The organism is Streptomyces abyssalis, assembly GCF_001751365.1.
GTDB classification, from domain to species: Bacteria; Actinomycetota; Actinomycetes; order Streptomycetales; family Streptomycetaceae; genus Streptomyces; species Streptomyces abyssalis.
Window position 1 is genome coordinate 1,157,162 of the sequence record NZ_LJGT01000041.1, and the last position, 25,470, is coordinate 1,182,631.

Here is a 25,470-nt window from a genome sequence, read left to right on the forward strand (position 1 = left end):
ACTGTGCTGGAATTCCACGGACCGCTGCGGGAAACAACCGGCGCGCAGGGGCGCAGAGCAGCGCCGCGTGGCGGTCAGGGGACGCGCGCCGGTCACTTCACGACCGCCCGGGGGGCCTTGGGACCCCCACGACTCGATACCGTCCCGCCGTCCCAAGCGGAGGGGCGCCTGGTCCAGAGGTTGCGACGCTAGTGCAGGGACGTTTCAAGAGGGATGGCAGCGCTGCGGGGGATCCGGAGCCGCGCGGAATGACGGACCGCGGATCCACACCCCAGCGCGCCCAGCAGAGTGGGCCCACGGCCGCCGTGCACGACGAAGACGGCGCGGCGACGAACCGTCCGGCCGTGACGAGCGAGAAGAGCACGGAGCAGCGACTCAGGACGCCTCCTGGGCCGGGCTCGCGTGCCGCGCTGCGCAACTGGCGGATCAGTACGCGTCTGGTCTCGCTGCTCGCCCTTCCCGTGGTCGCCGCAACGACCCTGGGTGCCCTGCGGATTCAGGATTCGCTCGGCAAGGTCGACCAGCTCGAGAACATGAAGCAGCTCACGGAGATGACCGAGCAGGCGACCGAACTCGCCGCCGCCCTCCAGGAAGAGCGCGACCGCTCGGCCGGTCCGCTGGTCGCCACCGCGGACTCCAAGGACGACACCGTCGTCGGCCCGCGTGAGAAGACGGACCAGTCCTTCCAGGCGTTCAAGGAAGCCACCTCGGACCTCGACGGCAGTGACCGCTCACTGGCGGGCGTCCAGTCCACCGTTCTCGACATCACCCGCCAGCTGACCGCGATCAAGAACATCCGCGAACGGGCGTACGACAACGAGGCGTCGGTCTCCCAGACGGTCAACAGCTACAACCAGCTGGTCGATTCGCTGCTCTCCCTGTCCCAGGACATGGCGCAGGCGACGAACAACAGCGAGATGATCCAGAGCACCCGCGCCCTGGCCGCGTTCTCCACCGCCAAGGAGTACGCGTCGATCCAGCGCGCCATCATCTCCGCCGGCCTTGCCGTCAAGGGCGGTCCCGAACTCTCCGAGAGCGACCGGCTCTACGCCAAGACGGCGGCCGAGAGCGAGAGCGCCTCCCTCGGCAGCTTCAACCAGATCTACGGCGAGGAGAAGGCCTCCGAGCTGACCAAGCCGCTCGACGGCGGCGTCGTCAACATCACCCTCGCGGACAAGTACCGCGACCGCGTGCTGAACAACCCCGACGGCATCAAGAGCGAGAACCGTTCGTACCCCGACTGGTACGACCAGGACCGCTCCAAGATCGACGAGATGGCGAAGATCGAGTCCACGCTGCTCTCGCAGATGGAGCAGCAGGCCCGCGAGCTGCGTGCCGACGCCCAGCGTGAGGCGTTCCTCAACGGCGCCGTCATCCTGCTCGTCCTCGGCATCTCCCTCGTCGGGGCCTTCGTCGTCGCCCGCTCCATGGTCCGCTCGCTGCGGCGCCTGCAGGACACCGCCCAGGACGTCGCCCGCAAGCGGCTGCCGGAGCTGGTGCGTCAGATGTCCGAGTCCGAGCCGCAGGACGTGGACACCTCCGTCGAGTCCGTCGGTGTGCACAGCCGGGACGAGATCGGCAAGGTGGCCTCCGCGTTCGACGACGTCCACCGCGAGGCCGTCCGGCTCGCCGGCGAGCAGGCCCTGCTGCGGGGCAACGTCAACGCGATGTTCACCAACCTCTCGCGGCGCAGCCAGGGCCTCATCCAGCGTCAGCTCTCGCTCATATCCGAGCTGGAGTCGCGTGAGGCCGACCCGGACCAGCTCTCCTCGCTCTTCAAGCTGGACCACCTCGCGACCCGTATGCGCCGTAACGGTGAGAACCTGCTCGTCCTCGCGGGCGAGGAGCCGGGCCGCCGCTGGACCAGGCCCGTCCCGCTCGTCGACGTGCTGCGCGCCGCCGCCTCCGAGGTGGAGCAGTACGAGCGCATCGAACTGAACTCGGTGCCCGCAACCGAGGTCGCGGGCCGCGTCGTCAACGACCTCGTACACCTGCTGGCGGAGCTGCTGGAGAACGCGACGTCCTTCTCCTCGCCGCAGACGAAGGTCAAGGTCACCGGTCACGCCCTGCCCGACGGGCGCGTGCTGGTGGAGATCCACGACACGGGCATCGGCCTCTCCCCGGAGGACCTCTCCGCGATCAACGAGCGGCTGGCGAGCCCGCCGACCGTCGACGTCTCGGTCTCCCGCCGCATGGGCCTGTTCGTGGTCGGCCGCCTCTCGCTGCGGCACGGCATCCGGATCCAGCTCCGCCCGTCCGACTCCGGCGGCACGACCGCCCTTGTCATGCTGCCCGTCGACGTCGCGCAGGGCGGGGCGCAGGGCCCGCAGGGAGCCAAGGGCAAGCCCGCCGGTGCGGGCGGCCCCGGCGGCAACGGCGCCGGCGTCCCCAAGGGCGCCGGCCTCGCCGCCGCGCTGCAGCGCGGACCGGGCTCCGGCCCGGGCACCCGGCAGGTCGGCGGCGGCGACGCGCGGCCCGCACTGCCCGGTTCGGACGTCCCCGTGGGGGCCGGTGCCGGCCCCGGCGGCGGCCCGCCGACCACGAACCTCTTCGGCGACAGCGGCCAGGGCAGGGGCCCCGGCCCGGACCGCCCGGGCGCGGGCTCCGGCCCGCCGAACCGCCAGGCTCCGCCGCTGCCGCAGCGGCCCGGCCCGGCGGGTGCACTGCCCGGCGGCGCGGGAGCCGGCGGCGGCCAGGGCGGCCCGGAACCGGCCGAGTTCGACAGGCCGGCCGGCGGCTGGGGCGGTTCCTGGGAGCGGGAGAGCCAGTCGACCGGTGAGTTCCAGCGTCCGCAGTCGCCTTCGGACACCGGTGAGTTCCAGCGTCCCCAGTCGCCTTCGGACACGGGCGAGTTCCAGCGTCCCCAGTCGCCTTCGGACACCGGTGAGTTCCAGCGTCCGTCCCCCTCCGACACCGGCGAGTTCCAGCGTCCCCAGTCGCCTTCGGACACGGGCGAGTTCCAGCGTCCGCCGTCCCCCTCCGACACCGGCGAGTTCCAGCGTCCGGAGCCCGGCGGGCCGAGCGACACCTCGCAGTTCGCGCGTCCGGACCAGTGGACCCAGGCGCGTCCGAGCTGGGCCACGGCCTCCGGTCCCGCGGAGGACGGCCCCCGCGGGCACGACGAGACCGAGTCCAGCGACACGGGCGAGTTCGCCCGCCCCGGCTACACCGGCGCCTCCAGCGGCGGCCAGGGCGCAGCCCCGGGCCGCGAGGAGCAGCAGAGCGAGCAGACGCAGGGCGGCCAGCAGCCCTCGTACGACCCGGACTTCGGCATACCTTCCGGTCCGCCGGCGGCGGCGGACGCCCCGACGCCGATCTTCGAGTCGATCGAGTCCAACTGGTTCCGCGCGGCGTCCTCGGCGCCTCCGCCCCCGCCCCCGTCGGCACCGCCGGCTCAGCGGGAGTCCGCGGAGTACGCCACGCCGGAGCGGTCCTCGCAGCACGCGCCCACGCCGCGACCGGGGCAGCCGGCCTCGGCCGTACCGCCGATGCCGCAGCGGCACGCGGCCCGCCCGTCCTCGGAGGGGGCCTCGGCGAACTCCACTCACTCCACCGCTGCCCAGCACGGCGCCGACACCGGCGCCCACTGGGGAGCCTCGCCCAACGACGAGCGCTGGCGCCGCGCGGAGCAGGTCCGCCAGCCCGCCGCGGGCGGAGTGACCACCTCCGGCCTGCCGCGCCGTGTGCCCCGCGCCAATCTCGTCGCGGGCACCGCTCAGCAGCAGTCCTCCGCACAAGCAGGACCGCAGGTCTCGCGTGCACCCGATGACGTCCGCGGCAGGCTGACCAACCTCCGCCGCGGCATCCAGCAGGGCCGACAAGCCGGTACGACGAACGGCCGCGGCATAGGCCCCCATTACCAGCAGGAGCGTTAGTTGAGTCCGATGAGCCAGGCGGCGCAGAATCTGAACTGGTTGATCACCAACTTCGTGGACAACACACCAGGTGTGTCGCACACGGTGGTGGTCTCCGCGGACGGCCTCCTTCTGGCCATGTCCGAGGGATTCCCGCGCGACCGCGCCGACCAGTTGGCGGCGGTCGCTTCGGGGCTGACCTCACTGACCGCCGGTGCCTCCCGGATATTCGAGGGTGGCCCGGTCAATCAAACCGTGGTGGAGATGGAGCGCGGCTTCCTCTTCATCATGTCCATCTCGGACGGCTCGTCACTGGCCGTCCTCGCTCATCCGGAGGCTGACATCGGTCTCATCGGATACGAGATGGCGCTACTGGTAGACCGCGCAGGAACCGTCCTCACCCCTGACGTGCGCGCTGAACTTCAGGGGAGCATCCTCAACTGATCTGAAAGCTCCCCCTACATGAGCCACCTCAGTCCGTTAACCGACCCCGACCTCATGCCTCGCCCGGAGGAGCCATGACCCCGCCAGCCTCGCCCGGCCCGTACGGTGCCCCATACCAGCACGCACCGTACGGAGGTGAGGGCGACCAGCCGCTGGTGCGCCCATATGCGATGACGGGCGGCCGCACCAGGCCGCGCTACCAGCTCGCCATCGAAGCACTGGTGAGCACCAGCGCCGACCCGGTCCAGCTTCAGGGTCTGCTCCCGGAACACCAGCGCATCTGCCATCTGTGCCGGGAGGTCAAGTCGGTCGCAGAGGTCTCCGCCCTGCTCGCGATACCGCTGGGCGTGGCCCGGATCCTGGTCGCCGATCTCGCCGAGGCCGGAATGGTGGCCATCCACCAGCCCGGCGGCAGCTCCGAGCCCGGCGGCGCGCCAGATGTGACGTTGCTCGAAAGGGTGCTCAGTGGACTTCGCAAGCTCTAGCCCGCAGACGGGCCAGATGGTGGGTTACGGAGCCGGAGCCCCTGCCCCCGGCCGGTCGACGACGTCCGCGAAGATCGTCGTGGCCGGCGGTTTCGGCGTGGGCAAGACGACCTTCGTCGGTGCTGTCTCCGAGATCAATCCGCTCCGTACGGAAGCGGTCATGACGTCCGCGTCCGCGGGCATCGACGATCTGACCCACACCGGGGGCAAGACCACCACGACGGTGGCCATGGACTTCGGGCGCATCACGCTCGACGACGACCTGATCCTCTACCTCTTCGGCACACCGGGGCAGGATCGTTTCTGGTTCATGTGGGACGACTTGGTGCGCGGCGCCATCGGCGCCGTGGTCCTCGTCGACACCCGCCGCCTGGCGGACTGTTTCCCCGCCGTCGACTACTTCGAGAACTCGGGGCTGCCGTTCATCATCGCGCTGAACGGTTTCGACGGGCACCAGCCCTACACCCCCGAAGAGGTCCGCGAGGCCCTGCAGATCGGCCCGGACGCTCCCATCATCGTCACCGACGCCAGGCACCGCGCCGAGGCGAAGAGTGCGCTGATCACGCTGGTCGAGCACGCCCTGCTCGCCCGCCTCAAGTAGGGCGTGGAGCCAACTCGGCGCGCACCAGGGCGAGTTGAGTGCACGGCCGGGCAGGAGGATTCCTCCTCCCGGCTGTGTCCGCCGTGTTCGCCGCTCCGCGCTCCTTCAGGTTCATAACGTTTCGACAGTGAATTACGTCTCCGCGAACACGGCAGGCGAGCAAAAGGCTTCACTCTGCTCACAAATCCTGGACTCTTTACCCCTGTTGCCCTCGTATGCCCGATTTCTCAGACCTGTGGGGCACTCGTACCCCCCTCTGAGAGGTGTTTGGCGGCCGCTGCCCTGACGTGCTGAAATGCGCTGAACTCAGCAGTAGCGAGTTGGCACGTCGCCGACCCATGGACGTCGGATACGGACACCGAGGGTCAAGAGGTGAGGAGTCGCGTGAGGCGAAGCAAGACGGGCGCTGCGACAGGAGCCCGGGCGGAGTCGAGGGGCAACTTCACTCCGCCGTCGCGGGTTTCGGTCACATCCGACCTGCCGGACGGTACCGACGGTTCAGGAAGCCGCTTTGCCGTACGCAACTGGCGTGTGCGGACGAGGCTGTACGCCATCCTTCTCATACCCGTGATGGTGGGACTGGTCTTCGGCGGTTTCCGCGTGAACGACGCCATCGCCACCTGGAACGAGGCCGAGGACGCCCAGCGCACCGCCGAGCTCGTGCGCGCGGCCGCCACCTACGGCAACGCCCTCCTCGACGAGCGCGACCGCACCGCCGAACCCCTTCTCCAAGGGCGCCGTAACGATCCGGCAGTCGAGCGCGCCCGCACCATCACCGACCGGGCCAAGAAGGACTTCGACCGCGCGGCGTCCGCCATGCCGGACAAGCCCGGGCTCGAGCGCCGCCTCGCCGTCTTCCGCAAGGTCGAGCCGAAGCTGGGGACCCTGCGGGCCGCCGCCTACAGCAAGCGCCTCGGCGGCGTCGAGACCGAGGAGCGCTACGTCGCCGTCCAGCACCCGCTGATGGAGTTCGCCAACGAACTCGGCTTCGGCACGGGCAACATCACCTCCTACGGCCGCACCGTCTACGCCGTGTCGCTGGCCAAGGGCGCCCAGTCCCTGGAGCGCTCCATCGGCATGCATCTGCTGGTGCGGCAGGGGCCCGGCAAGTCGGACGTGAAGCGCCAGTACACGGCTCTGACCTCGTACGCCTACCTGGAGCGCATCGCCGTCGAGGAGTACGTCGGCGGGGGCCGCCCGCAGGATGTGACCCTCCTCAAGCAGGAGATGGCCAAGGCAGAGGCGAAGGGCAAGCAGCGTCTGGCCAAGGCCGAGGCCGCCGCGACCGCCGCAGGCAAGGACTTCGTCCAGCCGCCGAAGACCGAGAAGGCGATCCCGATGATCGTCTCCGGCGCGGGCAAGCAGGCTCTCGCCTCCAAGGGCGTGACGCCGCAGAGCTGGTTCGCCACGACCACCGGCAAGTTCGACGCCTACCGCGCCGTCGAGGCGGAGCTCGCGGAACTGGCCGTCGACGAGACGGCCCAGATCTCCGACGACGCCGCCCGCGACGCCGTGGTCAACGCCCTCATCGTGCTGGTGGCGCTGCTGATCGCGTTCTTCCTCGCCGGCATGATGGCCCGCTCCATGAGCCGCAGCATGGGCAATCTGCGCAACGCGGCGTTCGGCATCGCCGAGCAGCGGCTGCCGATGCTCGTCGACCAGCTCTCGCGTACCGACCCGGGCCGCGTCGACACACGCGTCGCACCCATCCCCATCGAGAGCACCGACGAGATCGGCGAAGTGGCCCGCGCCTTCGACCAGGTCCACCGCGAGGCCGTACGTCTCGCGGCGGAACAGGCACTTCTGCGCGGGAACGTCAACGCGATCTTCACCAACCTCTCCAGCCGCAACCAGGGCCTCATCGAGCGCCAGCTCGGCCTGATCTCCGACCTCGAGAACAACGAGGCCGACCCGGACCAGCTGGAGAGCCTCTTCCGCCTCGACCACCTGGCGACCCGCATGCGGCGCAACGGCGAGAACCTCCTCGTCCTCGCCGGTGAGGAACCCGGCCGCAGCTGGAACGAGCCGGTGCCGCTCGTGGACATCCTGCGCGCCGCGTCGTCCGAGGTGGAGCACTACGAGCGCATCGAGCTCTCCGGCGTCCCCGAGAGCGACATCCACGGCCAGGTCGTCAACGACCTCGTGCACCTGCTCGCGGAGCTGCTGGAGAACGCCACCTCCTTCTCCTCCCCGCAGACGAAGGTCGACGTCACCGCCACACGGCTGCCCGACGACCGCGTCGTGATCGAGATCCACGACAAGGGAGTCGGCCTGACCGCGGAGGACTTCGCGGACATCAATTACAAACTGGCCAATCCGCCCACGGTGGACGCCAGTCTCGCCCGCCGCATGGGCCTGTACGTCGTCGGCCGCCTCGCCGACCGGCACGGCATCCGCGTCCAGCTGCGCCCCTCGGGCGAGCAGATCGGCACGACGTGCCTGGTGATGCTGCCGCAGGGGATCACACAGGGCGGCGGCGGCGAGGAAGACGCATACGAGGACTTCACCGTCTCGCGCATCATGCCGGAGGCGCCCGCGCCGCCGGACCCCGCGTCGTACGGCCGCGGCCTGCCGGCCTCACGTACCGCGGGCGAACTCGGCTTCGACGACGCGCGCTACGAGGTGCCCGACGATCTCTCCTCGCTCGGCCCGCTCGACTCCGTCGGGCGCGCGCAGCTGCGTGACGAACGCCGGGAGGAGCTGGAGCCCCGGCCCGGCGGGCGGGACGAGCCCGCGGACCCGCACCGGTTCCAGGAGCCGCGGGAGTTCCAGGAGCGCCGGCCCGAGCCGCTGGAGACGTGGCAGCCGCAAGGGCAGTGGCAGGAGCAGCGGGAGCAGCGCGAACAGCAGGAGTGGCAGGAACAGCGGGAACAGCAGGAGTGGCGGGAGCGACAGGAATGGCGGGAGGGGCAGGAGGAGTGGCTCGAGCGGCAGCGCGGCCGCCAGGAGCCCCAGGACCGGCAGCCCGAACAGGAGCAATCGCGGCAGGAGCCCCGGTTCCCCTCCCGGCCCTCGTCCCCGTACGGTGAGCAGCCGCCGGCACCTCAGCCCCAACTGCCCCATCAGCCTGAGCAGTTGCCCTCCACGGGCAGTCCCTACGCCTCTCAGGGATCCGAAGCGGAATCCGGTACGGGCGTTCACGAGAATGGCCGTGACCGCGTAGGCTTCGACCGTCCGGGCCCAGCCCCGAGCAGTTACCGCACCACAACCGGCGCTGGCCTGCCGCGCCGGGAGGCGGGGCGGTCACGGCAAGAGGGCGGTCCGGCAGAGCAACACCAGCAGCACCAGCCTCAAACGGAACCTTCCGAGGATTGGCGTAACGCCAACGACGAGCGCTGGAGCCGGGCAGGCCGGCTGCGTGACCCGCAGTCCAGTGGTCTCACTCCATCCGGCCTTCCCCGGCGGGTGCCCAGGGCCAACCTGGTCGCGGGCACCGCGGATGCGACCCCGCAGGGAGGCCCTATGGTCTCCCGGGCACCCGAGGACGTCCGTGGCAGGCTCAGCAACCTCCACCGCGGCGTACGCCGAGGGCGCGGCGCGGGTGACGCCCCCCAGAATGACCGACAGGGCTTCGGCCCCGGCAGCACCTACGATCAGGAGCGTTAGTGTGAGCCCGATGAGCCAGGCGGCGCAGAACCTGAACTGGTTGATCACCAACTTCGTGGACAGCACCCCGGGTGTGTCCCACACGGTGGTGGTCTCCGCGGACGGGCTTCTGCTCGCAATGTCCGAGGGCTTCCCGCGCGACCGCGCCGACCAGTTGGCGGCAGTCGCGTCCGGGCTTACCTCACTCACCGCCGGAGCCTCCCGGATCTTCGAGGGCGGCAGCGTGAACCAGACGGTTGTGGAGATGGAGCGAGGATTTCTCTTCATCATGTCCATCTCCGACGGTTCGGCGCTCGCGGTTCTCGCACATCCCGAGGCCGACATCGGACTTGTCGGCTACGAAATGGCACTCCTCGTCGACCGCGCAGGCACGGTCCTCACACCGGATCTCCGCGCCGAACTGCAAGGAAGCCTGCTGAACTAGTTCTCAACCGGCAGACAGGCAGTGCGCGTTGAGCCGGAGCGCCATAAGGTGCTTTAGGTGCGTGCCCGCTGAAGACAGTGCCGGAGCAGGACGGAACAATGTGTGGCCCGCACGTCCGTGAGTCGGAGGAGGAAACATGACAATGCCCCCAGGCGGCCCGTCGTCGTACGGCAGCGGTCATGAGAACGGGCGTCCCAGGCGTTTCAACTTCCCCTCCACGCCCAGCCGGCACGCCGCCGGGCAGCAGCCCGGCTACGAGCAGCAGGGGCCCGGTCAGCCGCACCAGCAGCCGCCGCCTCCGCCGCCGTCGCGCCGGCAGCCCTCCCGGTACGACGAGGGGCTGTACGAGTCCTCGCGCTACGACCGCCGGCAGGAGCGGCGCCAGTACGACCAGGGGCCACCGCCCCGAATCCAGACGGTGCAGCCGCAGCCCCGCAAGGACCCTGCCAACCAGGGTGGCCGCACCGAACAGCAGCCGCTCGTGCGCCCGTACGCGATGACGGGTGGACGGACCCGTCCCCGCTACCAGCTCGCCATCGAGGCACTGGTGCACACCTCGGCCGAACCCGCCAGGCTCCAGGGCCAGTTGCCCGAGCACCAGCGGATCTGCCGTCTGTGCTACGAGATCAAATCGGTAGCTGAGATCTCGGCACTTCTCACCATTCCCCTCGGCGTCGCCCGTATCCTCGTCGCCGACCTGGCCGAAGCGGGCCTCGTCGCCATTCACCAGCCGGGCGGCGACGACACCAACTCCGACGGCCAGCCAGACGTGACACTGCTCGAAAGGGTGCTCAGTGGACTTCGGAAGCTCTAGCGGCGGCGCTGCTGCCCGTTCCACCACCTCCGCGAAGATCGTGGTTGCTGGCGGATTCGGTGTGGGCAAGACGACCTTCGTCGGTGCCGTGTCGGAGATCAATCCGCTGCGCACGGAAGCCGTGATGACTTCGGCGTCGGCGGGTATCGACGACCTGTCACACACCGCTGACAAGACCACCACCACGGTGGCCATGGACTTCGGCCGCATCACCCTCGACCAGGACCTGATCCTCTACCTCTTCGGTACGCCCGGACAGGACCGCTTCTGGTTCATGTGGGACGACCTGGTCCGCGGTGCGATCGGCGCCGTCGTCCTCGTCGACACCCGCCGCCTCGCGGACTGCTTCCCCGCGGTGGACTACTTCGAGAACTCCGGCCTCCCCTTCGTGATCGCCCTCAACGGCTTCGACGGTCATCAGCCGTACACGCCGGAGGAGGTGCGTGAGGCCCTGCAGATCGGGCCCGACGCCCCGATCATCACCACCGACGCCCGTCACCGCGCGGACGCGAAGAGCGCGCTGATCACGCTGGTCGAGCACGCGCTGATGGCCCGCCTGCGATAGCGCGGTCGCCGCCGCGCGCCTCCGCCGACGGCGGCGCCCCGTACGACGAAGAGCCGGACCTCGGTCCGGCTCTCGTCGTCTCCGGCCGCTCCCTGGGAACGTCTCCCTCTGCGGCGACGGCCGCTTCCGCAGGAAGGGTGCCTCGTCGAACGCGGCTCAGGCTCGGGCGGTCCTCTTCTCGGCCATGTCACGTGCACAGGCCACGCCGACCGGGACGAGGCCCAGGAGGAAGAGCGTCAGCGTTCCGGGCATGACCCAGGCGGGGACGGCGGCTGTCTCCGGAGTACGCCACTGGAGCCAGCAGAGCGGCAGGAACCCCGCCCCGGACAAGGCGTTCATGATCAGCAGTGACCGGGCCGTGCGGCGGGCCGAGACGCCGCTGGCCGGGCGGTTGGTCATGGCGGCCGCCGCCCCGCTCCAACGGTTCCGGGGCTCCGGCAACTCGTCCTGCGGGGTGATGCGTGTCGCCAGCGCCGCGCAGCCGGTGAGCACCACGGTGAGCCCCGCGTAGATGAAGACCGGGACGAAGGCGGCCCCCACGCCCTTCGCTGTCCACGCGTCGATGCCGTCCGGGCCGATGTGCGCGGGCAGACGGTCCGGCAGACCGGGATACCGGACCGCTCCCCAGACCGCCATGGCGGTCAGCAGCACCAGGCTCGGCGCCAGCCAGGACCACAGCGGCCCTCCCGGCGAGGACACGTTCCGGCTCCGCACACCCACTCCAATCCGTGCCGTACCCAGGGCCGTTCGCCTCGGCCTCATGCGATTGTGCATGTGGCACGGTCCCGGGCGTCAGGGGCCGGCGACGATCGATCGACGGCATCCGCCGCCGCGGCGCGGGTCGGCCGCGTGCGCCGCTGAGGCGGGTGCGTGCGGGGCGGGATCGAGTTGCCGCGCCGGGTCCAACATGGCGTGCCCGGTGCCTTGTTGGTCCGTGCAGGGGGTACGGACGGTGCACGCCGCGGCGGACGGCGCGCTGCGACCGGGAGCGAAGGAGCCGGTCGCCCGCCTCCGCCGCATGCCTCCGCCGCGTGGGGCTCCGGGGCGGGGCCCTGGGTCCCGAGCGCCCGCTTGATTCGCGGTGTGGTGCACGGGCGGGCCCGGGAGCCCACGGCCGCGAGAGAGCCAGTGTGCGGGCGCGCGCGAGTGCTGCGCGTGTTCGGCCGGCACCCCGGGCCGCGAAGCTCGCGCGCACCCGAGCCCGTCGCGCGCAGCCGCGTACCGCTCGGACGCGGGCCGCCCCTCGTACCCGCTCGGACGCGAGCCGCCCCTCGTGTCCATCGCCCGGAAACCCGGAAACGGGGCCCGGAGCGGAGCCCCGGCAGGGGAGTGGGGGCGGAGCCCTCACGAAGCGCATCGCATACGCTGGAGCGTCGTCAACCCCGTCCGGCCAGAGCTGAAGGGCAGCCCGAACCCGTGCGCATCGCAAGATTCTCCCTCGACGGAAACGTCGCCTTCGGTGTCGTGGAAGGGGACGCGGAGACCGAAGGCGGCCCCGTCCTCGACATCATCAAGGGCCATCCCTTCGCGGAGTTCGAACTCTCGGGGCAGAAGCTCCCGCTGGACAAGGTCCGTCTGCTGCCGCCCGTACTGCCCAGCAAGGTCGTCGCGATCGGCCGCAACTACGCCGAGCACGCGAAGGAGTTGGGCAACGAGGTCCCGGACGCCCCGGTCGTCTTCTTCAAGCCGTCCACGTCCCTGTGCGGCCCGCACGACCCCGTCACCTACCCGTCCTTCTCCTCCGAGGTGCACTACGAGGCCGAACTGGCTGTCGTCATCGGCCGGTTGTGCAAGGACGTGCCACGCGAGCGCGTCAAGGACGTCATCCTCGGCTACACCTGCGGCAACGACATCACCGCCCGCGACATCCAGCGCAGCGAGTTGCAGTGGGCCCGCGCCAAGGGCTTCGACACCTCCTGTCCGCTCGGCCCCTGGGTGGAGACCGAGCTGGACGCCTCCGACCTCGGCGTGATGTGCACCGTCAACGGCGAGCAGCGCCAGCTCGGCCGTACGAGCGAGATGGTCCGCTCCGTCGAGGACCTGGTCGTCCACATCACCGAGGCCATGACACTGCTGCCCGGCGACGTCATCCTCACCGGCACCCCGGCGGGCGTCGGCCCCCTCACCGTCGGCGACGAGGTCGCCGTCACCATCGAAGGCATCGGCACCCTCACCAACAAGGTGGTCAAGCGTGACTGACGTGACCGCGACCGTGACCGCGAAGGACGTCCGCGTCCGCTTCTGCCCCTCGCCGACGGGCAACCCCCACGTCGGCCTCGTACGGACCGCCTTGTTCAACTGGGCGTTCGCGCGCCACCACGGCGGCACCCTCGTCTTCCGTATCGAGGACACCGACGCGGCCCGCGACACCGAGGAGTCCTACGAGCAGCTCCTGGACGCCATGCGCTGGCTCGGCCTCGACTGGGACGAGGGCCCCACGGCCTTCGACGCCGCCCACGGCGGCCCTGGGGGTACCGCCCGGGCCGCAGGCCCAGGGGGAGGCCCGCACGGCCCCTACCGCCAGTCGCAGCGCACCGAGATCTACGCCGACGTCGCCGCCAGGCTCCAGGAGGCCGGCCACGCCTACCCCTGCTACTGCACCGCCGAGGAGCTGGAGGTCCGCCGCGAGGCCGCCCGCAAGGCCGGCAGGCCCTCCGGTTACGACGGCAAGTGCCGCGACCTGACCGCGGAGCAGATCGCCGCGTACGAGGCCGAAGAACGCACGCACATCGTCCGCTTCCGCATGCCGGACGAGCCGATCACCTTCACCGACCTGGTGCGCGGAGAGCTGACGTTCGCCCCGGAGAACGTGACCGACTACGGCATCGTCCGGGCCAACGGCGCACCGCTCTACACGCTCGTCAACCCCGTCGACGACGCGCTCATGGAGATCACGCACGTGCTGCGCGGCGAGGACCTGCTCTCCTCCACCCCGCGCCAGATCGCGCTCTACCGCGCCCTCGCGGAACTCGGCGTCGGCAACGGCACGACGCCAGCGTTCGGCCATCTCCCGTACGTGATGGGGGAGGGCAACAAGAAGCTCTCCAAGCGCGACCCGCAGGCGTCCCTCAACCTCTACCGCGAGCGCGGCTTCCTGCCCCAGGGTCTGCTCAACTACCTTGCCCTGCTGGGCTGGTCGATCGCCGAGGACCGCGACATCTTCACCCTCGACGAGATGATCGCCGCCTTCGACATCGCCGACGTCAACGCCAACCCCGCCCGCTTCGACCTGAAGAAGTGCGAGGCCATCAACGCCACGCACCTGCGCGAGATGCCGCTCGCCGAGTTCATCTCCGCGTGCGAGCCGTGGCTGCGCGCCCCGTACGCGCCGTGGCCGCCGGAGGCCTTCGACCAGGCCGCCTTCGAAGAGCTGGCCCCGCTGGCCCAGACCCGCCTCACGGTCCTCTCCGACATCACCGCGAACGTCGACTTCCTCTTCCTGGACGAGCCGGTCTGGGACGAGGCGTCCTGGACGAAGGCGATGAAGCCCGGCGCGGAGGACGTGCTGCGCACCGCCCGTACGAGGCTGGCCGACGCCGACTGGAAGGCCGAGGCGCTCAAGGAGGCCGTGCTCGCGGCCGGCGAGGAGCACGGCCTCAAGCTCGGCAAGGCCCAGGCCCCGCTCCGCGTGGCGGTCACGGGCCGCACGGTCGGCCTCCCGCTCTTCGAGTCCCTCGAACTCCTCGGCCGCGACCGCACGTTGGCCCGTGTGGACGCGGCGCTGACGAAGCTGGACGCACAGTCCGGCACCTGACGTCCGACGGCCCGCGACACGCACGACGAAGGCCCGGGAGCCACCGAAACCGGTGGCTCCCGGGCCTTCGTCGTGCGTGTGAAATACGTAAGCGCATTCGATAGGCGCTTCCATTTCAGAAGCCGTGTACGGGAAAAGCGCTCGTTGAAACTCCGTTTCTGTATGGGCGGTTTTCGGACGACCCGCGGCAGGCACGGGAAAGTGGAAAAGGAACCTCCGGTACATCCGGCCGGAGATGCCTGTGCCGGTTGGTTCGGCCCCGACAATCCAGTCCTTGCGAGATGAACGAATCCGAAGAGGCCGCGGGATGTCCAGCTGTGACAAGAGGCAGCACCACCCTAGGAGTGAAAAGACCCGGGCATTGAATCGCTACGCGAACATGTATACGGCTCTGTAAATGGCCTGAACCGAATGCCCGCAGAAATTCCTGGCAACCGGGATCGACCGGAGTGGCGTCCCGGCAGGGGACAGCGTCAACGCATTTACGAAAGGACGCATCTGATGGGTAGGAAGATCCGGACGATCCTCTGTGCCACTGTGGTGGCGGGTGCCGTCATCGCCGTGCCGGCCTCGGCGCAGGCAGCACCGGTGAGCCAGTCGCCGGCCGTGAAGGCCCAGCAGGCCCAGCCCTCCGCGGACGCCGCCGCCAAGGGCTACAAGAGGTGTCCGAAGGGATACTTCTGCCTCTTCACGGGGAAGAACGGCAAGGGGGCCATGGCCAGGTTCAAGCGAGGAGCCCACGACCTGGGCGACTTCGGCATGGACAACAGCGCGACTTCCGTGTGGAACAGGACCAGCAAGTACGTGAAGGTCTACCGGAAGACCAACTACCGCGGATACATGGGGTACTTCTCCCCTGGCGCAGGGGGGACCATGAAGAAGGCGGACAACAAGATCTCGTCCCTCAAGGTGGCTCGCTAGAACCGCGCCTAGTTGCCCTCCATCCTGAACTTCCTTGGCAGGGCTCATCGTTCAGTGATGGAATGACGGGCTGACCCCTCGGCGCCGGTATGGATCTCACTCACCGTATCGGCGCCGGGGGAACTCGGGATCTCGAGAGCTGGTCACCTGTCGAGGAAAGCCGCGGTGGCCGCCACGAACGCGCCGGCGTCGTCGAGCCACGGGTAGTGTCCGGCGCCGGGCTGTACGACCAGTTCGGCATTCGGAAACAGCGCGGCGAATTCGGCCGTCGCCGGCGGGGGAGCGCTCACATCGACCTCCCCAGCCAGCAGGAACACCGGCGCCGTGAACCGGGCCAGCGCGGCGCGGGTGGTCTCGGGATCGAAAGCTCCGTCGGCGCCGAAGGCCGCCACGAGCTCCATGTTCATCCGCTCGTCCCCGGCGGCCTGATGGGCCCGCGCCGTCTCGTCCCAGCGGCCGTAGGAGAACGGGGCGACGGCCCGCCAGCTGTCGTCGGTGGCTGCCCCTTCAGTGATCGCCTCCAACGCCGCGAACGCGTCCGGGAACCACGGCTCGTCCTTGCGGAGCCGCGCGGTCTCGCGCCGCAGCGCGCCGGTGACGGTGAGCCCGACGGCCCTGACGCTCGGCGTGACCAGGACGAGCTTGCCGATGCGCTCCGGATGCCGACCGGCGTACAGCACCGCCAGGTTCGCCCCCGCGCAATGCGCGAGCACGTCCACCCGGGCCAGGCCGAGGTGCCGGCGCAGGGCCTCCACGTCGTCGACGAGCCGGTCGCAGCGGCAGGACGCGGCGTCCTCCGGTGTCGCGGACCGGCCGGTGCCCCGCAGGTCCAGCCTGATCAGCTGCCGGCGCGCGGAAAGGCCGCCGAGGTCCCCGAGGTATGCGGAGTCCGTCGGCCCTCCGGGCAGGCAAACCAGCGGTGCCCCCTCTCCGCACACGTGGTAGGCCAGCGTGGTCCCGTCGTGCGCGGAGAAGGCAGGCATGGCGAGACCATGTCAGCGGCGCGGGGACGGAGCAACGCATTTCCCTCCGGGAGAGAGGCGTAGCACGGTCAGCCCCCGTACGGGCGATCTGCTGCAGCCCGACGAGGCGGCCCCGCTCCGGGTCCCGGCCGCCGGCCGCACGGTCGGTCACTCGCTCTTGGAGGTCCCGAACTCCACGGCCGGGGGCGTGCGTTGGCGCCGGTCAGGGTGAGATCAGATCGATAACGTTGATCATGAGGTGCCGGTTGGAGACCACGTATGTGATCATTCCGCCGGTGAAGAAGGCCGACCAGGTGTTGTCGCGGTTGCTCCGGCGCCCTGGCCGAAGGGGTCGGTGCTGAGACGCTCCTCCAGGTTCTCGAGCGAGTTCCGCTGAGCGGCTGGCAGTTCCGCCTTCGTCCGACCTGCACGGTCGGTGTACCGGATGCCGTAGGCCCTCAACTCCCGCTCCGGCGCCGAGGGAGCGGATTGTTGTCCGCGTCCCAGGCGTTGCCGTCGGAGTCCCAGAAGACGAGGCCCTCGGTGTCGCCTTCGTTCATTCGCCGAGCGATGTCCTCGATCTCGTCCACGTAGCCGGGGGTGGCGCAGGCACACGCGGCGGGGAACCACTTGTCGACCGCCGCGTCCATCGCCGCCTGGTCGAACTCCCCGGCGGCGCACATGAAGTCTTGAGTGAACCCCATCAGCCAGTCCGGTCGGCGTTCAAGTGCTTTGCGAATGGCGCCCGGAGTCTTCTCGCATGCCTCGGAGTTCACATGGATCGGCACTGCCGGACCTCCTCGCGCATCGTTCAATGGCGGACAGGTCTTCATGCTACGGACTCCTCGCGTGCGTGGGTGGAAGCCGTCCGTGGCCGTCCTCGCGGGAAGGCCACAGGGGATTGTGCAGTCATATGCACGGGTTTTCAGCTTTCCAGGCTGATCTTGCTGGCGGTGAACTCGCAGGTCAAACCAAGCGTCAAGGGCATGTTGACGTCATTTGCGTCCTGCTCGTTCCGACCAGAAGGCGTGCCCAGACGGTCTTGCCGATCACGCGGTCCCGTACGCCCCACGCGTCCGCGAACCCTTCGACGAGCGCGAGTCCGCGGCCGGACTCGGCCAGGGCGGTCTCCGCCGGGCCGACGCCGGCCAGGGGCGGACGCCCGTCTCCCGCGTCGGAGACCTCCACCGTGACGGTCTTCTCCAGGTCGTACGTGATCCGCAGCTCGACCAGCCGCCCGGGCACGTGTCCATGCCGTACGGCGTTCGTCACCAACTCCGAGACGACAAGGGCCGCGTTGGCGACGCCCTCGCCCTCGACGCCCCATCCGGCGAGGGCCGCTCTCGTCGCGCGCCGGGCGGCGGTGACCGTACGCGGAGTGGACGGGAACCTCCGCCACCAGACGAGCGACGAGAGCGCGGGGGAAGTCCCCTCGTAACTTTCCGAGTTCATGTGACCAGAGTCGGCCCACGCGGCTACGTTCGGTAGTGATCGCATGTCGACGGCGGTGGACGGTGACCTTCACGCCCTCGAAGTTGAGCGGCGTTGAGACGAGTTGAGGGGTGGCTGGACCATGACCCAGGGCAAGAAGGTCGCTTCTCCGGCAGGCCAGTACTTCGCGGAGGTGCTGCGCCTGCTGCGCGGCTCGGCGGGCCTGTCCCAGAACGACCTGGGCGCGCGCATGAGTTACACGGGCGCGGCCGTGAGCGCGGTGGAGACGGGCGCCAAGCCGGCGACGGACGAGTTCGTGGAGGCCGCCGAGAAGGCGCTGGACGCCGGAGGCGTCATCCGGGCAGCGAGCAAGTACCTGCGCCTTGAGCGGTATCCCGAACACTTCCAGGGCTTCGTGCAGTTGGAACAGGAGGCGCTGAGTGTCACGTCGTTCTGCACGCAGGTGATAGAGGGGCTGTTTCAGACAGAGGACTATGCCCGCGCCCTCCTCGGCACCGGCTTCCCGCCGTTGGAAGAAGAGGAAGTGCAGCGACTTACCATCGCGCGAACGGAACGAGCTGCGCTGCTTGAGCGCAAGCCCGTCTGTGTGATCGACGTAGTCCTCGAAGAGGCAGCGCTGCGTCGGCAACTCGGCGGACGAGAGGTGATGAAGCGGCAGTACGAGCACCTGCTCGCATGTGTTGAGCAGCCCAATGTGAACGTCCAGGTCATGCCGACAAACTGCGGCGCCCACGCCGGGCTGTTCGGACCGTTGAAGTTGATCGAAACGCAGGACAGTGAACGAATTGTCTACTTCGAGGCCAACGGGAAGAGCACCTTGGTCTCTGATCCCAACGAGGTGGGTTCGTATGCGCGGCGTTGTGCCATGATCAGTCGGCAGGCCCTTCGACCGAAGGAATCTCAAGCGCTGATCGAGCAGTTGGCGGAGAGTGATGACTGAGCTGGCTTGGTGCAAGAGCAGCTACAGCGATGCGAGCGGCGGCGACTGCGTCGAGGTCGCCGTCGAGTGGCGCAAGAGCAGCTACAGCGACTCCGGCGGCGGCGACTGCGTCGAGGTCGCGGCCACCCCCGCCGCCGTCCACGTCCGGGACTCCAAGCGGGCAGACGGCCCCGCCCTCTGCCTCCCCGGCCGCTCCTGGCGGGCGTTCCTCACGGCCCTGTAGCCGCCGGGAACCCGTTTTGGAGCGCCGTCGCCGATCGGGTACTGTTCTTCCTGTCGCTGACCGGGGCGAGGCCGCGAGGCCCGACCGGAAAGCGATCACCCGGACAAAATCCCCACCAGGGGGTTGCGTTTTGGTGGGCTATGGTGTAATTGGCAGCACGACTGATTCTGGTTCAGTTAGTCTAGGTTCGAGTCCTGGTAGCCCAGCGCGATCTTGTAGTCGGCGCAGTTCAGAGGCGTCAGAGGCGTAAGTCACAAGATCGAGGCCCCCGTTGTGTAGCGGCCTAGCACGCCGCCCTCTCAAGGCGGTAGCGCCGGTTCGAATCCGGTCGGGGGTACGGGTCCGTGATCGTTACGGACCGAACAGAGGCCCCCGTTGTGTAGCGGCCTAGCACGCCGCCCTCTCAAGGCGGTAGCGCCGGTTCGAATCCGGTCGGGGGTACTCGGTCAAGAAGCCCTCCGCGAGACGCGGAGGGCTTCTTCGTCTTCGCCGGCGGGTTGCCCCGGCTCCCTCAACTCTTCGTACCGAAGCGCCTGTTGGACTCCTCCGCCTCCGCGAGCCGCCGCAGGCTCAGCAGCACCGGCTCGTAGAGCACCGTGCACGCCACGGCGGCCTCGATCTGCTCCTCGGCGTCGTCGTAACCGGCGATCAGCTCCAGGTCCGTCGTCGCCACCTGACCGGCCGCCCGTGCGTACGGAAGCAGGTTCTCCGTCGCGGCGGGATAGCCGAGCCGCCGCAGGGCGGCGATCGCCCGCACCAGCATGCGGTACGCGGGAGACGCGGACCCGGCGGCGTGCGAGTAGCCCCAGCCCAGCTCTTCGAGCAACGCCTGGGCCGTGAGGTCCGCGTCCTGCTCGTCCTGGCCCTCCGGCGCCGGCTGCGAGCCGTGCGGCAGCGCCCACACGGCGGAACCGATGCGGCTGTGCTGGTCGAGGGAGCTGTCGTCGACGTTGCTCAGGACCTCGCGGACGGTCGCCACCGGCAGCCGGCCGACCTGTGTCAGGGCGCGGATGAGCCGCAGCCGCCGCAGATGCGGGTCGTCGTACTCGGCCTGAGTGGTGGAGATGCGGCGGCCGGGCGGCAGCAGCCCCTCACGCAGGTAGTACTTGATCGTCGCCGTACTGATTCCGCTGCGTTCGCTCAGCTCCGCCAGGCGCATGCGTGCCGATCCCGTCCCGCTGCTCGATTACCACTTGCGTCCACCGTTGGAGAGTAGCACTATCTATGTTGGATAGTTGAGCTATCCACTGGCGAAGGGAGTGCACCGTGACGGGAGAAGTGCAGACGGAGCGCATGACTGCGGCCGCCGACGGCGACGTGGTGGTGTTCCTGATCGGGATGCGCATCAACAGGCTGCGGGCGGTGCGGAGTTGGCTGCCCGTCTTCAAGGCGATGCCGCGGATGCTCAAGGAGCTCTCGAAGGACGCCTCCAGCGGCCTGCTGGGATTCCGGGTGCTGGTCGGCGGGCTCCGCGACATCACGGTCGTGCAGTACTGGGAATCCGCGGAGAAGCTCTTCGCGTACGCGTCGGCGGCGGACAAGGAGCACCGGCCCGCGTGGGCGGCCTACAACAGCCGGGTCCGCAACAGCGGTCCTGACGTGGGGATTTGGCACGAGACCTATGCGGTCCCGGAGGGGCGGTACGAAACGATGTACGTGAACATGCCCCCGCACGGTCTCGCTGCCGCCCACGGCACCGAGCCGGTGGGCAGGCGTGGCGAGCGGGCCGCGGAGCGGATGTCCGCCGACCGCACGGACGGCTGACGCGGGCCCGACGCGGCGGGGCGGGAGCGGCCCACGGCGGAGGGCCGACGTCGGACGGACGGCTGAGCGGTGCGCGCGACACAGCCGGGACCGCGGCCTCGCGAGCAGGGGTGGAAGGAGGGGGTGCCGCCCGCTCAGCCCGTGGTCCTGCGCAGCGCCTCGCTCAGCCGCGCCGCCGCGTCGACGATGGCCTGCGCGTGCATGCGGCCGGGGTGCCGCGTCAGCCGCTCGATGGGCCCCGAAACGGACACGGCGGCGACGACGCGGTTCGACGGCCCGCGCACCGGCGCGGAGACCGAGGCCACGCCGGGTTCGCGTTCGCCCACGGACTGTGCCCAGCCCCGGCGGCGTACGCCCGAGAGGGCCGTCGCCGTGAACCGGGCGCCCTGCAGGCCGCGGTGGAGACGCTCCGGCTCCTCCCAGGCCATGAGGATCTGCGCCGCCGAGCCCGCCTTCATGGGCAGGGTCGAGCCGACCGGCACGGTGTCCCGCAAGCCGGACAGCCGCTCGGCCGCGGCGACGCAGATGCGCATGTCGCCCTGGCGCCGGTAGAGCTGTGCGCTCTCGCCCGTGACGTCGCGCAGGTGCGTCAGTACGGGACCGGCCGAGGCCAGAAGGCGGTCCTCGCCAGCCGCGGCGGCCAGTTCTCCAAGGCGCGGACCGAGGATGAAGCGCCCTTGTATGTCGCGCGCGACCATGCGGTGGTGCTCCAGCGCCACCGCGAGTCTGTGTGCCGTCGGGCGTGCGAGGCCGGTCGCGCCGACCAGCCCGGCGAGGGTGGCCGGACCGGACTCCAGGGCGCTCAGTACCAGAGCCGCCTTGTCGAGAACGCCGACGCCGCTAGAGTTGTCCATGCGTCGATACTCGCGTCTCAAAGTATGAAACGCAAGTTCCTTTTCCGGCGCCAACCGCCACCCTGGAGTGGCGGAGCACACCGGGGGACCTCCCTGGGGGCACCTCCCCGCGAAGCGCGGGGGAGAAGCCAGGGGGAAGACCGGCGGACCCAGACCCTGGTGTGCCATTGGATCTCGACATGTGGGCCGGCGACGAGGCCGGCCGGAGGGAAAGCGATGGGACGGACACTCGCGGAGAAGGTCTGGGAAGACCACGTCGTCACGCGCGCCGATGGCGAGCCGGACCTTCTCTTCATCGATCTGCACCTGCTGCACGAGGTGACGAGCCCGCAGGCCTTCGACGGTCTGCGCAAGAACGGCAGGCAGGTGCGTCGTACCGATCTCACCATCGCGACCGAGGACCACAACACCCCCACGATCGACATCGACAAGCCCGTCGCCGACCCGGTCTCGCGCACGCAGCTGGAGACGCTGCGCAAGAACTGCGCGGACTTCGGCGTACGGCTGCACCCGCTGGGCGACGTCGAGCAGGGCGTCGTGCACGTCGTCGGACCGCAGCTGGGCCTGACCCAGCCGGGCATGACGGTGGTCTGCGGCGACTCGCACACCTCCACGCACGGCGCGTTCGGCGCGCTCGCCTTCGGCATCGGCACCAGCCAGGTCGAGCACGTGCTGGCCACTCAGACGCTGCCGATGGCGCCGTTCCGCACGATGGCGGTCACCGTCAACGGCGAACTGCCCGAGGACGTCACGGCGAAGGACCTGATCCTGGCGGTCATCGCGAAGATCGGCACCGGCGGCGGCCAGGGCTACGTCATCGAATACCGCGGCGAGGCCGTCGAGAAGCTGTCGATGGAAGCGCGGATGACCATCTGCAACATGTCCATCGAGGCGGGAGCCCGCGCCGGGATGATCGCCCCGGACGCCACGACCTTCGAGTACGTACGGGGCCGGGAGCACGCACCGCGGGGCGCCGACTGGGACGCGGCCGTGGAGTACTGGAAGACGCTGCGCACCGACGAGGACGCGGTCTTCGACCACGAGGTCGTCATCGACGGCGGGGAGTTGGCCCCGTTCGTGACCTGGGGCACGAACCCCGGCCAGGGCGCGCCGTTGTCCGCGTCCGTCCCGGACCCGGCCTCCTTCGAGGACGAGGGCGCGAAGGTGGCGGCCGAGAAGGCGCTGGAGTACATGGGGCTGAGGGCAGGACAGCCGCTGCGCGAGGTCGGCGTCGACACCGTCTTCGTCGGCTCGTGCACCAACGGCCGTATCGAGGACCTGCGTTCGGCCGCGGCCGTGCTCCAGGGACGGCAGGTCGCGGACGGCACACGGATGCTCGTCGTGCCCGGCTCCGTACGCGTCTCGCTGCAGGCCGTCGAGGAGGGCCTGGACAAGATCTTCACCGAGGCCGGGGCCGAATGGCGGCACGCGGGCTGTTCCATGTGCCTGGGGATGAACCCCGACCAGCTCAAGCCGGGCGAGCGCGCCGCCTCCACCTCCAACCGCAACTTCGAGGGGAGGCAGGGCAAGGGCGGCCGCACGCATCTGGTCTCGCCGCAGGTCGCGGCGGCCACAGCGGTGCTGGGGCGGTTGGCCTCACCCGCCGACCTGACCGACGTTCCCGCTCTCGTGGAGGCCTGAGCCATGGAAGCTTTCACCACCCACACCGGCCGGGTCGTCCCGCTGCGCCGCAGCAACGTCGACACCGACCAGATCATCCCCGCCCACTGGCTGAAGAAGGTCACCCGCGACGGCTTCGAGGACGGGCTCTTCGAGGCGTGGCGCAAGCAGGACGACTTCGTGCTCAACCAGAAGGCGTACAAGGGCGGCACGGTGCTCGTCGCCGGCGAGGACTTCGGCACCGGCTCCTCCCGCGAACATGCGGTCTGGGCGCTGCAGAACTATGGTTTCAAGGCCGTGATCTCTCCGCGCTTCGCGGACATCTTCCGGGGCAACTCCCTGAAGAACGGCCTGCTCACGGTCGTACTGCCGCAGCAGACCGTGGACGCGCTGTGGGCGCTGGCCGAGTCCGACCCGAGCGCCGAGGTCACGGTCGACCTCGTACAGCGCAAGGTCTTCGGGCCGGGTGTCGAGGCCGCCTTCGAGCTGGACGAGAACGCCCGCTGGCGTCTCCTGGAAGGGCTGGACGACATCAGCCTCACCCTCAAGAACGACGACGCCATCAGTGCCTACGAGTCGGGGCGTCCCGCCTTCAAGCCCCTTACGCAGCAGGCGTGACGTGCCTCTGAGAGCCCTCTGACCGCACGCACCGCAGCCGCATCACCGCTCGCGCCCCCGCCCCTCGTGGCGTGGGGCGCGAGTGTGTGTTGAGAAGCCGGTATGCGACAACTCACCGCAGATGGCACAATCGGTGCATGGAACGCGACGGTCAACTCGATCTCTACGACCGGCTCGCCGCCCGCTTGAAGGAGGCGCACACACGAGTGCGCACACTGCAAGTCCCCGAGGGCGTACGGGTGGCGCTGCAGCGCAAGCTGCTGGTCATCACCGCGGCCTCGAAGCACGATCTCGCCGACGCGGAGCGGCGCGTGGACCGTCTGATGACGGATATCGACGAGGGACGCTTCCCCGAGGAACAGGCAGGCAAGCGCGCTGACGGAACTCGATGAAGGGCGAGTTCGTTGCGGCACAAGGGTGATTCGCCCGTTTCATGTTTGATTCGCGGTATATATCTGCCTAGCGTGCGAAAAAGCTTGAACACATTCGTTCCTGCAATAGTTCCGAAGGGGAAGACGTGAACAAGGCGCAGCTCGTCGAAGCAATCCAGGACAAGCTCGGTGGACGGCAGCAGGCCGCGGACGCGGTCGATGTCGTACTGGACGCGATCGTCCGCTCCGTTGTGTCAGGGGAGCGGGTCTCGGTCACCGGGTTCGGCTCCTTCGAGAAGGTGGACCGGCCCGCAAGGTACGCCCGTAACCCGCAGACCGGCGAGCGCGTCCGCGTGCGGAAGACCTCGGTGCCGCGCTTCCGCGCCGGCGCCGGCTTCAAGGAACTGGTCAGCGGGGCGAAGAAGCTTCCGAAGAACGATGTCGCGGTGAAGAAGGCTCCGAAGGGCAGCCTGATGGGCGGCACTTCCGCGAAGAAGTCGGCGACCAAGCGGGCTGCGGTGAAGAAGGCCACCGCCGCCAAGAAGACCGCCGCGAAGAAGGCCACCGCCGCCAAGAAGACCGCCGCGAAGCGGATGCCGGCGAAGAAGACGGCTGCCGCGAAGAAGTCCACCGCCAAGAAGACGGCGGCGAAGAAGACCGCGGCGAAGAAGACCACCGCCAAGAAGACCGCGGCGAAGAAGACCACCGCGAAGAAGTCGGCGGCGAAGAAGGCCACCGCCAAGAAGGCTCCAGCGAGGAAGGCGCCCGGCCGCCGGACCGCCGCCCGCAAGACCACCGCCAAGAGGGCCACGGCGCGCAAGCGCTGAGCCTGCAGGCCCCTACGAAGAACACGCCCCGCAGCGCCGGGCCGGACTCCCGCCGGGAGTCCGGCCCGGCGGGCGTTTGAGGGGCCTTCGGTGCCGGCCGGCTGCCGCGGGGACTGGAACGCCCGCCGCGCCCGCAGAAGGGGCGCTCGGAGCCCTCAAAGGGTCTGCAGCGTCACGAAGGTGACCCTGCGCTCGTCGCCGCTCCCCTCGACCTCGATTCGCAGACGCTGCCCCGGCCGCAGCAGCCGCAGCCCGCCGGCGTCGAAGGCGGCGGCGTCGAAGGGCAGCGGCGTTCCGTCGTCGAGCAGCACGCTGCCCGTGCGTGTCTCCGGGTCGTAGGTGTACGAAGTGGCCTGCATGCCGCGAGCCTA

Annotated in this window: 25 protein-coding genes and 3 tRNA genes; 21 read left to right on the forward strand and 7 right to left on the reverse strand. The window is 69.7% G+C overall.

The genetic code is table 11. The features are described 5' to 3' along the window. The first annotated feature begins 191 nt into the window (after positions 1–191). From AN215_RS25825 to AN215_RS25860, 8 genes are all read left to right on the forward strand, one after another. Complete coding sequence (locus AN215_RS25825; RefSeq protein WP_070010763.1) at positions 192–3,875, forward strand: sensor histidine kinase; 3,684 nt, start codon at positions 192–194, stop codon at positions 3,873–3,875. Positions 3,876–3,884: 9 nt separating this feature from the next. After that, positions 3,885–4,298 carry a roadblock/LC7 domain-containing protein gene (locus AN215_RS25830; protein WP_028435354.1) on the forward strand — a complete coding sequence of 138 codons (414 nt, stop codon included), beginning with the start codon at positions 3,885–3,887 and terminating at the stop codon, positions 4,296–4,298. 74 nt (positions 4,299–4,372) lie between these two features. Further along, complete coding sequence (locus tag AN215_RS25835; protein WP_070010762.1) at positions 4,373–4,783, forward strand: DUF742 domain-containing protein; 411 nt, start codon at positions 4,373–4,375, stop codon at positions 4,781–4,783. Then, complete coding sequence (locus AN215_RS25840; protein WP_420856152.1) at positions 4,764–5,384, forward strand: GTP-binding protein; 621 nt, start codon at positions 4,764–4,766, stop codon at positions 5,382–5,384. Before AN215_RS25835 ends, AN215_RS25840 begins: the two co-directional genes overlap by 20 nt. A gap of 384 nt (positions 5,385–5,768) precedes the next feature. After that, positions 5,769–8,990, forward strand: a complete 3,222-nt coding sequence (locus AN215_RS25845; RefSeq protein WP_079123416.1) for a sensor histidine kinase — start codon at positions 5,769–5,771, stop codon at positions 8,988–8,990. A 10-nt stretch (positions 8,991–9,000) separates the two neighbouring features. Beyond that, positions 9,001–9,414 (forward strand): roadblock/LC7 domain-containing protein, encoded by a 414-nt coding sequence (locus AN215_RS25850; RefSeq protein WP_037975732.1) that lies wholly within the window; start codon positions 9,001–9,003, stop codon positions 9,412–9,414. 136 nt (positions 9,415–9,550) lie between these two features. Next, the gene (locus AN215_RS25855) at positions 9,551–10,228 is read left to right on the forward strand and encodes a DUF742 domain-containing protein (protein ID WP_070010759.1); all 678 of its coding nucleotides are present in this window, start codon (positions 9,551–9,553) and stop codon (positions 10,226–10,228) included. Next, positions 10,209–10,793: a GTP-binding protein gene (locus tag AN215_RS25860; RefSeq protein WP_028435360.1), complete on the forward strand. Its 585-nt coding sequence runs from the start codon at positions 10,209–10,211 to the stop codon at positions 10,791–10,793. Before AN215_RS25855 ends, AN215_RS25860 begins: the two co-directional genes overlap by 20 nt. A gap of 156 nt (positions 10,794–10,949) precedes the next feature. On the opposite strand, the gene AN215_RS25865 is transcribed toward AN215_RS25860, so the two are convergent. Next, positions 10,950–11,492 carry a DUF1648 domain-containing protein gene (locus AN215_RS25865; protein ID WP_171904281.1) on the reverse strand — a complete coding sequence of 181 codons (543 nt, stop codon included), beginning with the start codon at positions 11,490–11,492 and terminating at the stop codon, positions 10,950–10,952. 717 nt (positions 11,493–12,209) lie between these two features. On the opposite strand from AN215_RS25865, the gene AN215_RS25870 reads away from it, so the two are divergent. The 3 genes from AN215_RS25870 to AN215_RS25880 all read left to right on the forward strand — a co-directional run bounded on the left by AN215_RS25870 (position 12,210) and on the right by AN215_RS25880 (position 15,468). Continuing rightward, a complete protein-coding gene (locus tag AN215_RS25870) occupies positions 12,210–12,992 on the forward strand; it encodes a fumarylacetoacetate hydrolase family protein (protein WP_070010758.1) in 783 nt (260 codons plus the stop codon). Between the two features lies 1 nt (position 12,993). After that, positions 12,994–14,547 carry a glutamate--tRNA ligase gene (gene gltX / locus AN215_RS25875; RefSeq protein WP_171904308.1) on the forward strand — a complete coding sequence of 518 codons (1,554 nt, stop codon included), beginning with the start codon at positions 12,994–12,996 and terminating at the stop codon, positions 14,545–14,547. Positions 14,548–15,048: 501 nt separating this feature from the next. Beyond that, on the forward strand, positions 15,049–15,468 hold the full coding sequence (locus AN215_RS25880) for a peptidase inhibitor family I36 protein (protein WP_070010757.1): 420 nt from the start codon (positions 15,049–15,051) through the stop codon (positions 15,466–15,468). 143 nt (positions 15,469–15,611) lie between these two features. Here AN215_RS25880 and AN215_RS25885 read toward each other — a convergent pair whose 3' ends face one another. The 3 genes from AN215_RS25885 to AN215_RS25895 all read right to left on the reverse strand — a co-directional run bounded on the left by AN215_RS25885 (position 15,612) and on the right by AN215_RS25895 (position 17,882). After that, positions 15,612–16,451 carry an alpha/beta fold hydrolase gene (locus tag AN215_RS25885; protein WP_070010756.1) on the reverse strand — a complete coding sequence of 280 codons (840 nt, stop codon included), beginning with the start codon at positions 16,449–16,451 and terminating at the stop codon, positions 15,612–15,614. 437 nt (positions 16,452–16,888) lie between these two features. Then, positions 16,889–17,134, reverse strand: coding sequence for a hypothetical protein (locus tag AN215_RS25890; RefSeq protein WP_245694718.1), 246 nt, complete (start codon positions 17,132–17,134; stop codon positions 16,889–16,891). A gap of 274 nt (positions 17,135–17,408) precedes the next feature. Further along, positions 17,409–17,882, reverse strand: coding sequence for an ATP-binding protein (locus AN215_RS25895; RefSeq protein WP_070010755.1), 474 nt, complete (start codon positions 17,880–17,882; stop codon positions 17,409–17,411). Positions 17,883–18,003: 121 nt separating this feature from the next. Between AN215_RS25895 and AN215_RS25900 the strand changes: the two genes are divergently transcribed. The 5 genes from AN215_RS25900 to AN215_RS25920 all read left to right on the forward strand — a co-directional run bounded on the left by AN215_RS25900 (position 18,004) and on the right by AN215_RS25920 (position 19,486). Next, positions 18,004–18,822 (forward strand): helix-turn-helix domain-containing protein, encoded by an 819-nt coding sequence (locus tag AN215_RS25900; RefSeq protein WP_070010754.1) that lies wholly within the window; start codon positions 18,004–18,006, stop codon positions 18,820–18,822. After that, positions 18,815–19,045 (forward strand): DUF397 domain-containing protein, encoded by a 231-nt coding sequence (locus AN215_RS25905; protein ID WP_070010753.1) that lies wholly within the window; start codon positions 18,815–18,817, stop codon positions 19,043–19,045. Before AN215_RS25900 ends, AN215_RS25905 begins: the two co-directional genes overlap by 8 nt. A 134-nt stretch (positions 19,046–19,179) precedes the next feature. After that, positions 19,180–19,251: transfer RNA gene (locus AN215_RS25910), tRNA-Gln, on the forward strand. Positions 19,252–19,309: 58 nt separating this feature from the next. Further along, positions 19,310–19,382: transfer RNA gene (locus AN215_RS25915), tRNA-Glu, on the forward strand. A gap of 31 nt (positions 19,383–19,413) precedes the next feature. Next, positions 19,414–19,486 (forward strand) — tRNA-Glu (locus tag AN215_RS25920). 70 nt (positions 19,487–19,556) lie between these two features. On the opposite strand, the gene AN215_RS25925 is transcribed toward AN215_RS25920, so the two are convergent. Then, positions 19,557–20,204, reverse strand: a complete 648-nt coding sequence (locus tag AN215_RS25925) for a MerR family transcriptional regulator (RefSeq protein ID WP_070010752.1) — start codon at positions 20,202–20,204, stop codon at positions 19,557–19,559. A gap of 134 nt (positions 20,205–20,338) precedes the next feature. On the opposite strand from AN215_RS25925, the gene AN215_RS25930 reads away from it, so the two are divergent. Beyond that, positions 20,339–20,809 carry a DUF4188 domain-containing protein gene (locus AN215_RS25930; protein ID WP_070011326.1) on the forward strand — a complete coding sequence of 157 codons (471 nt, stop codon included), beginning with the start codon at positions 20,339–20,341 and terminating at the stop codon, positions 20,807–20,809. A 134-nt stretch (positions 20,810–20,943) separates the two neighbouring features. Here AN215_RS25930 and ndgR read toward each other — a convergent pair whose 3' ends face one another. Beyond that, positions 20,944–21,663 (reverse strand): IclR family transcriptional regulator NdgR, encoded by a 720-nt coding sequence (ndgR, locus tag AN215_RS25935; protein ID WP_070010751.1) that lies wholly within the window; start codon positions 21,661–21,663, stop codon positions 20,944–20,946. Between the two features lie 216 nt (positions 21,664–21,879). Here ndgR and leuC point away from each other — a divergent pair, with 216 nt between their 5' ends. The 4 genes from leuC (at position 21,880) to AN215_RS25955 (ending at position 25,099) form a co-directional block, all read left to right on the forward strand. Next, a complete protein-coding gene (gene leuC, locus AN215_RS25940) occupies positions 21,880–23,304 on the forward strand; it encodes a 3-isopropylmalate dehydratase large subunit (protein WP_070010750.1) in 1,425 nt (474 codons plus the stop codon). Between the two features lie 3 nt (positions 23,305–23,307). After that, entirely contained in the window at positions 23,308–23,901 is a 594-nt protein-coding gene (gene leuD, locus AN215_RS25945) for a 3-isopropylmalate dehydratase small subunit (protein WP_070010749.1), read from the forward strand. Positions 23,902–24,038: 137 nt separating this feature from the next. Beyond that, the gene (locus AN215_RS25950; RefSeq protein WP_028435369.1) at positions 24,039–24,293 is read left to right on the forward strand and encodes an SCO5555 family protein; all 255 of its coding nucleotides are present in this window, start codon (positions 24,039–24,041) and stop codon (positions 24,291–24,293) included. A gap of 125 nt (positions 24,294–24,418) precedes the next feature. After that, positions 24,419–25,099, forward strand: coding sequence for an HU family DNA-binding protein (locus AN215_RS25955; protein ID WP_070010748.1), 681 nt, complete (start codon positions 24,419–24,421; stop codon positions 25,097–25,099). 155 nt (positions 25,100–25,254) lie between these two features. Here the strand turns inward: AN215_RS25955 and AN215_RS25960 are convergent, their stop codons facing one another. Further along, positions 25,255–25,458 (reverse strand): hypothetical protein, encoded by a 204-nt coding sequence (locus tag AN215_RS25960; RefSeq protein ID WP_028435371.1) that lies wholly within the window; start codon positions 25,456–25,458, stop codon positions 25,255–25,257. Positions 25,459–25,470: the final 12 nt, after the last annotated feature.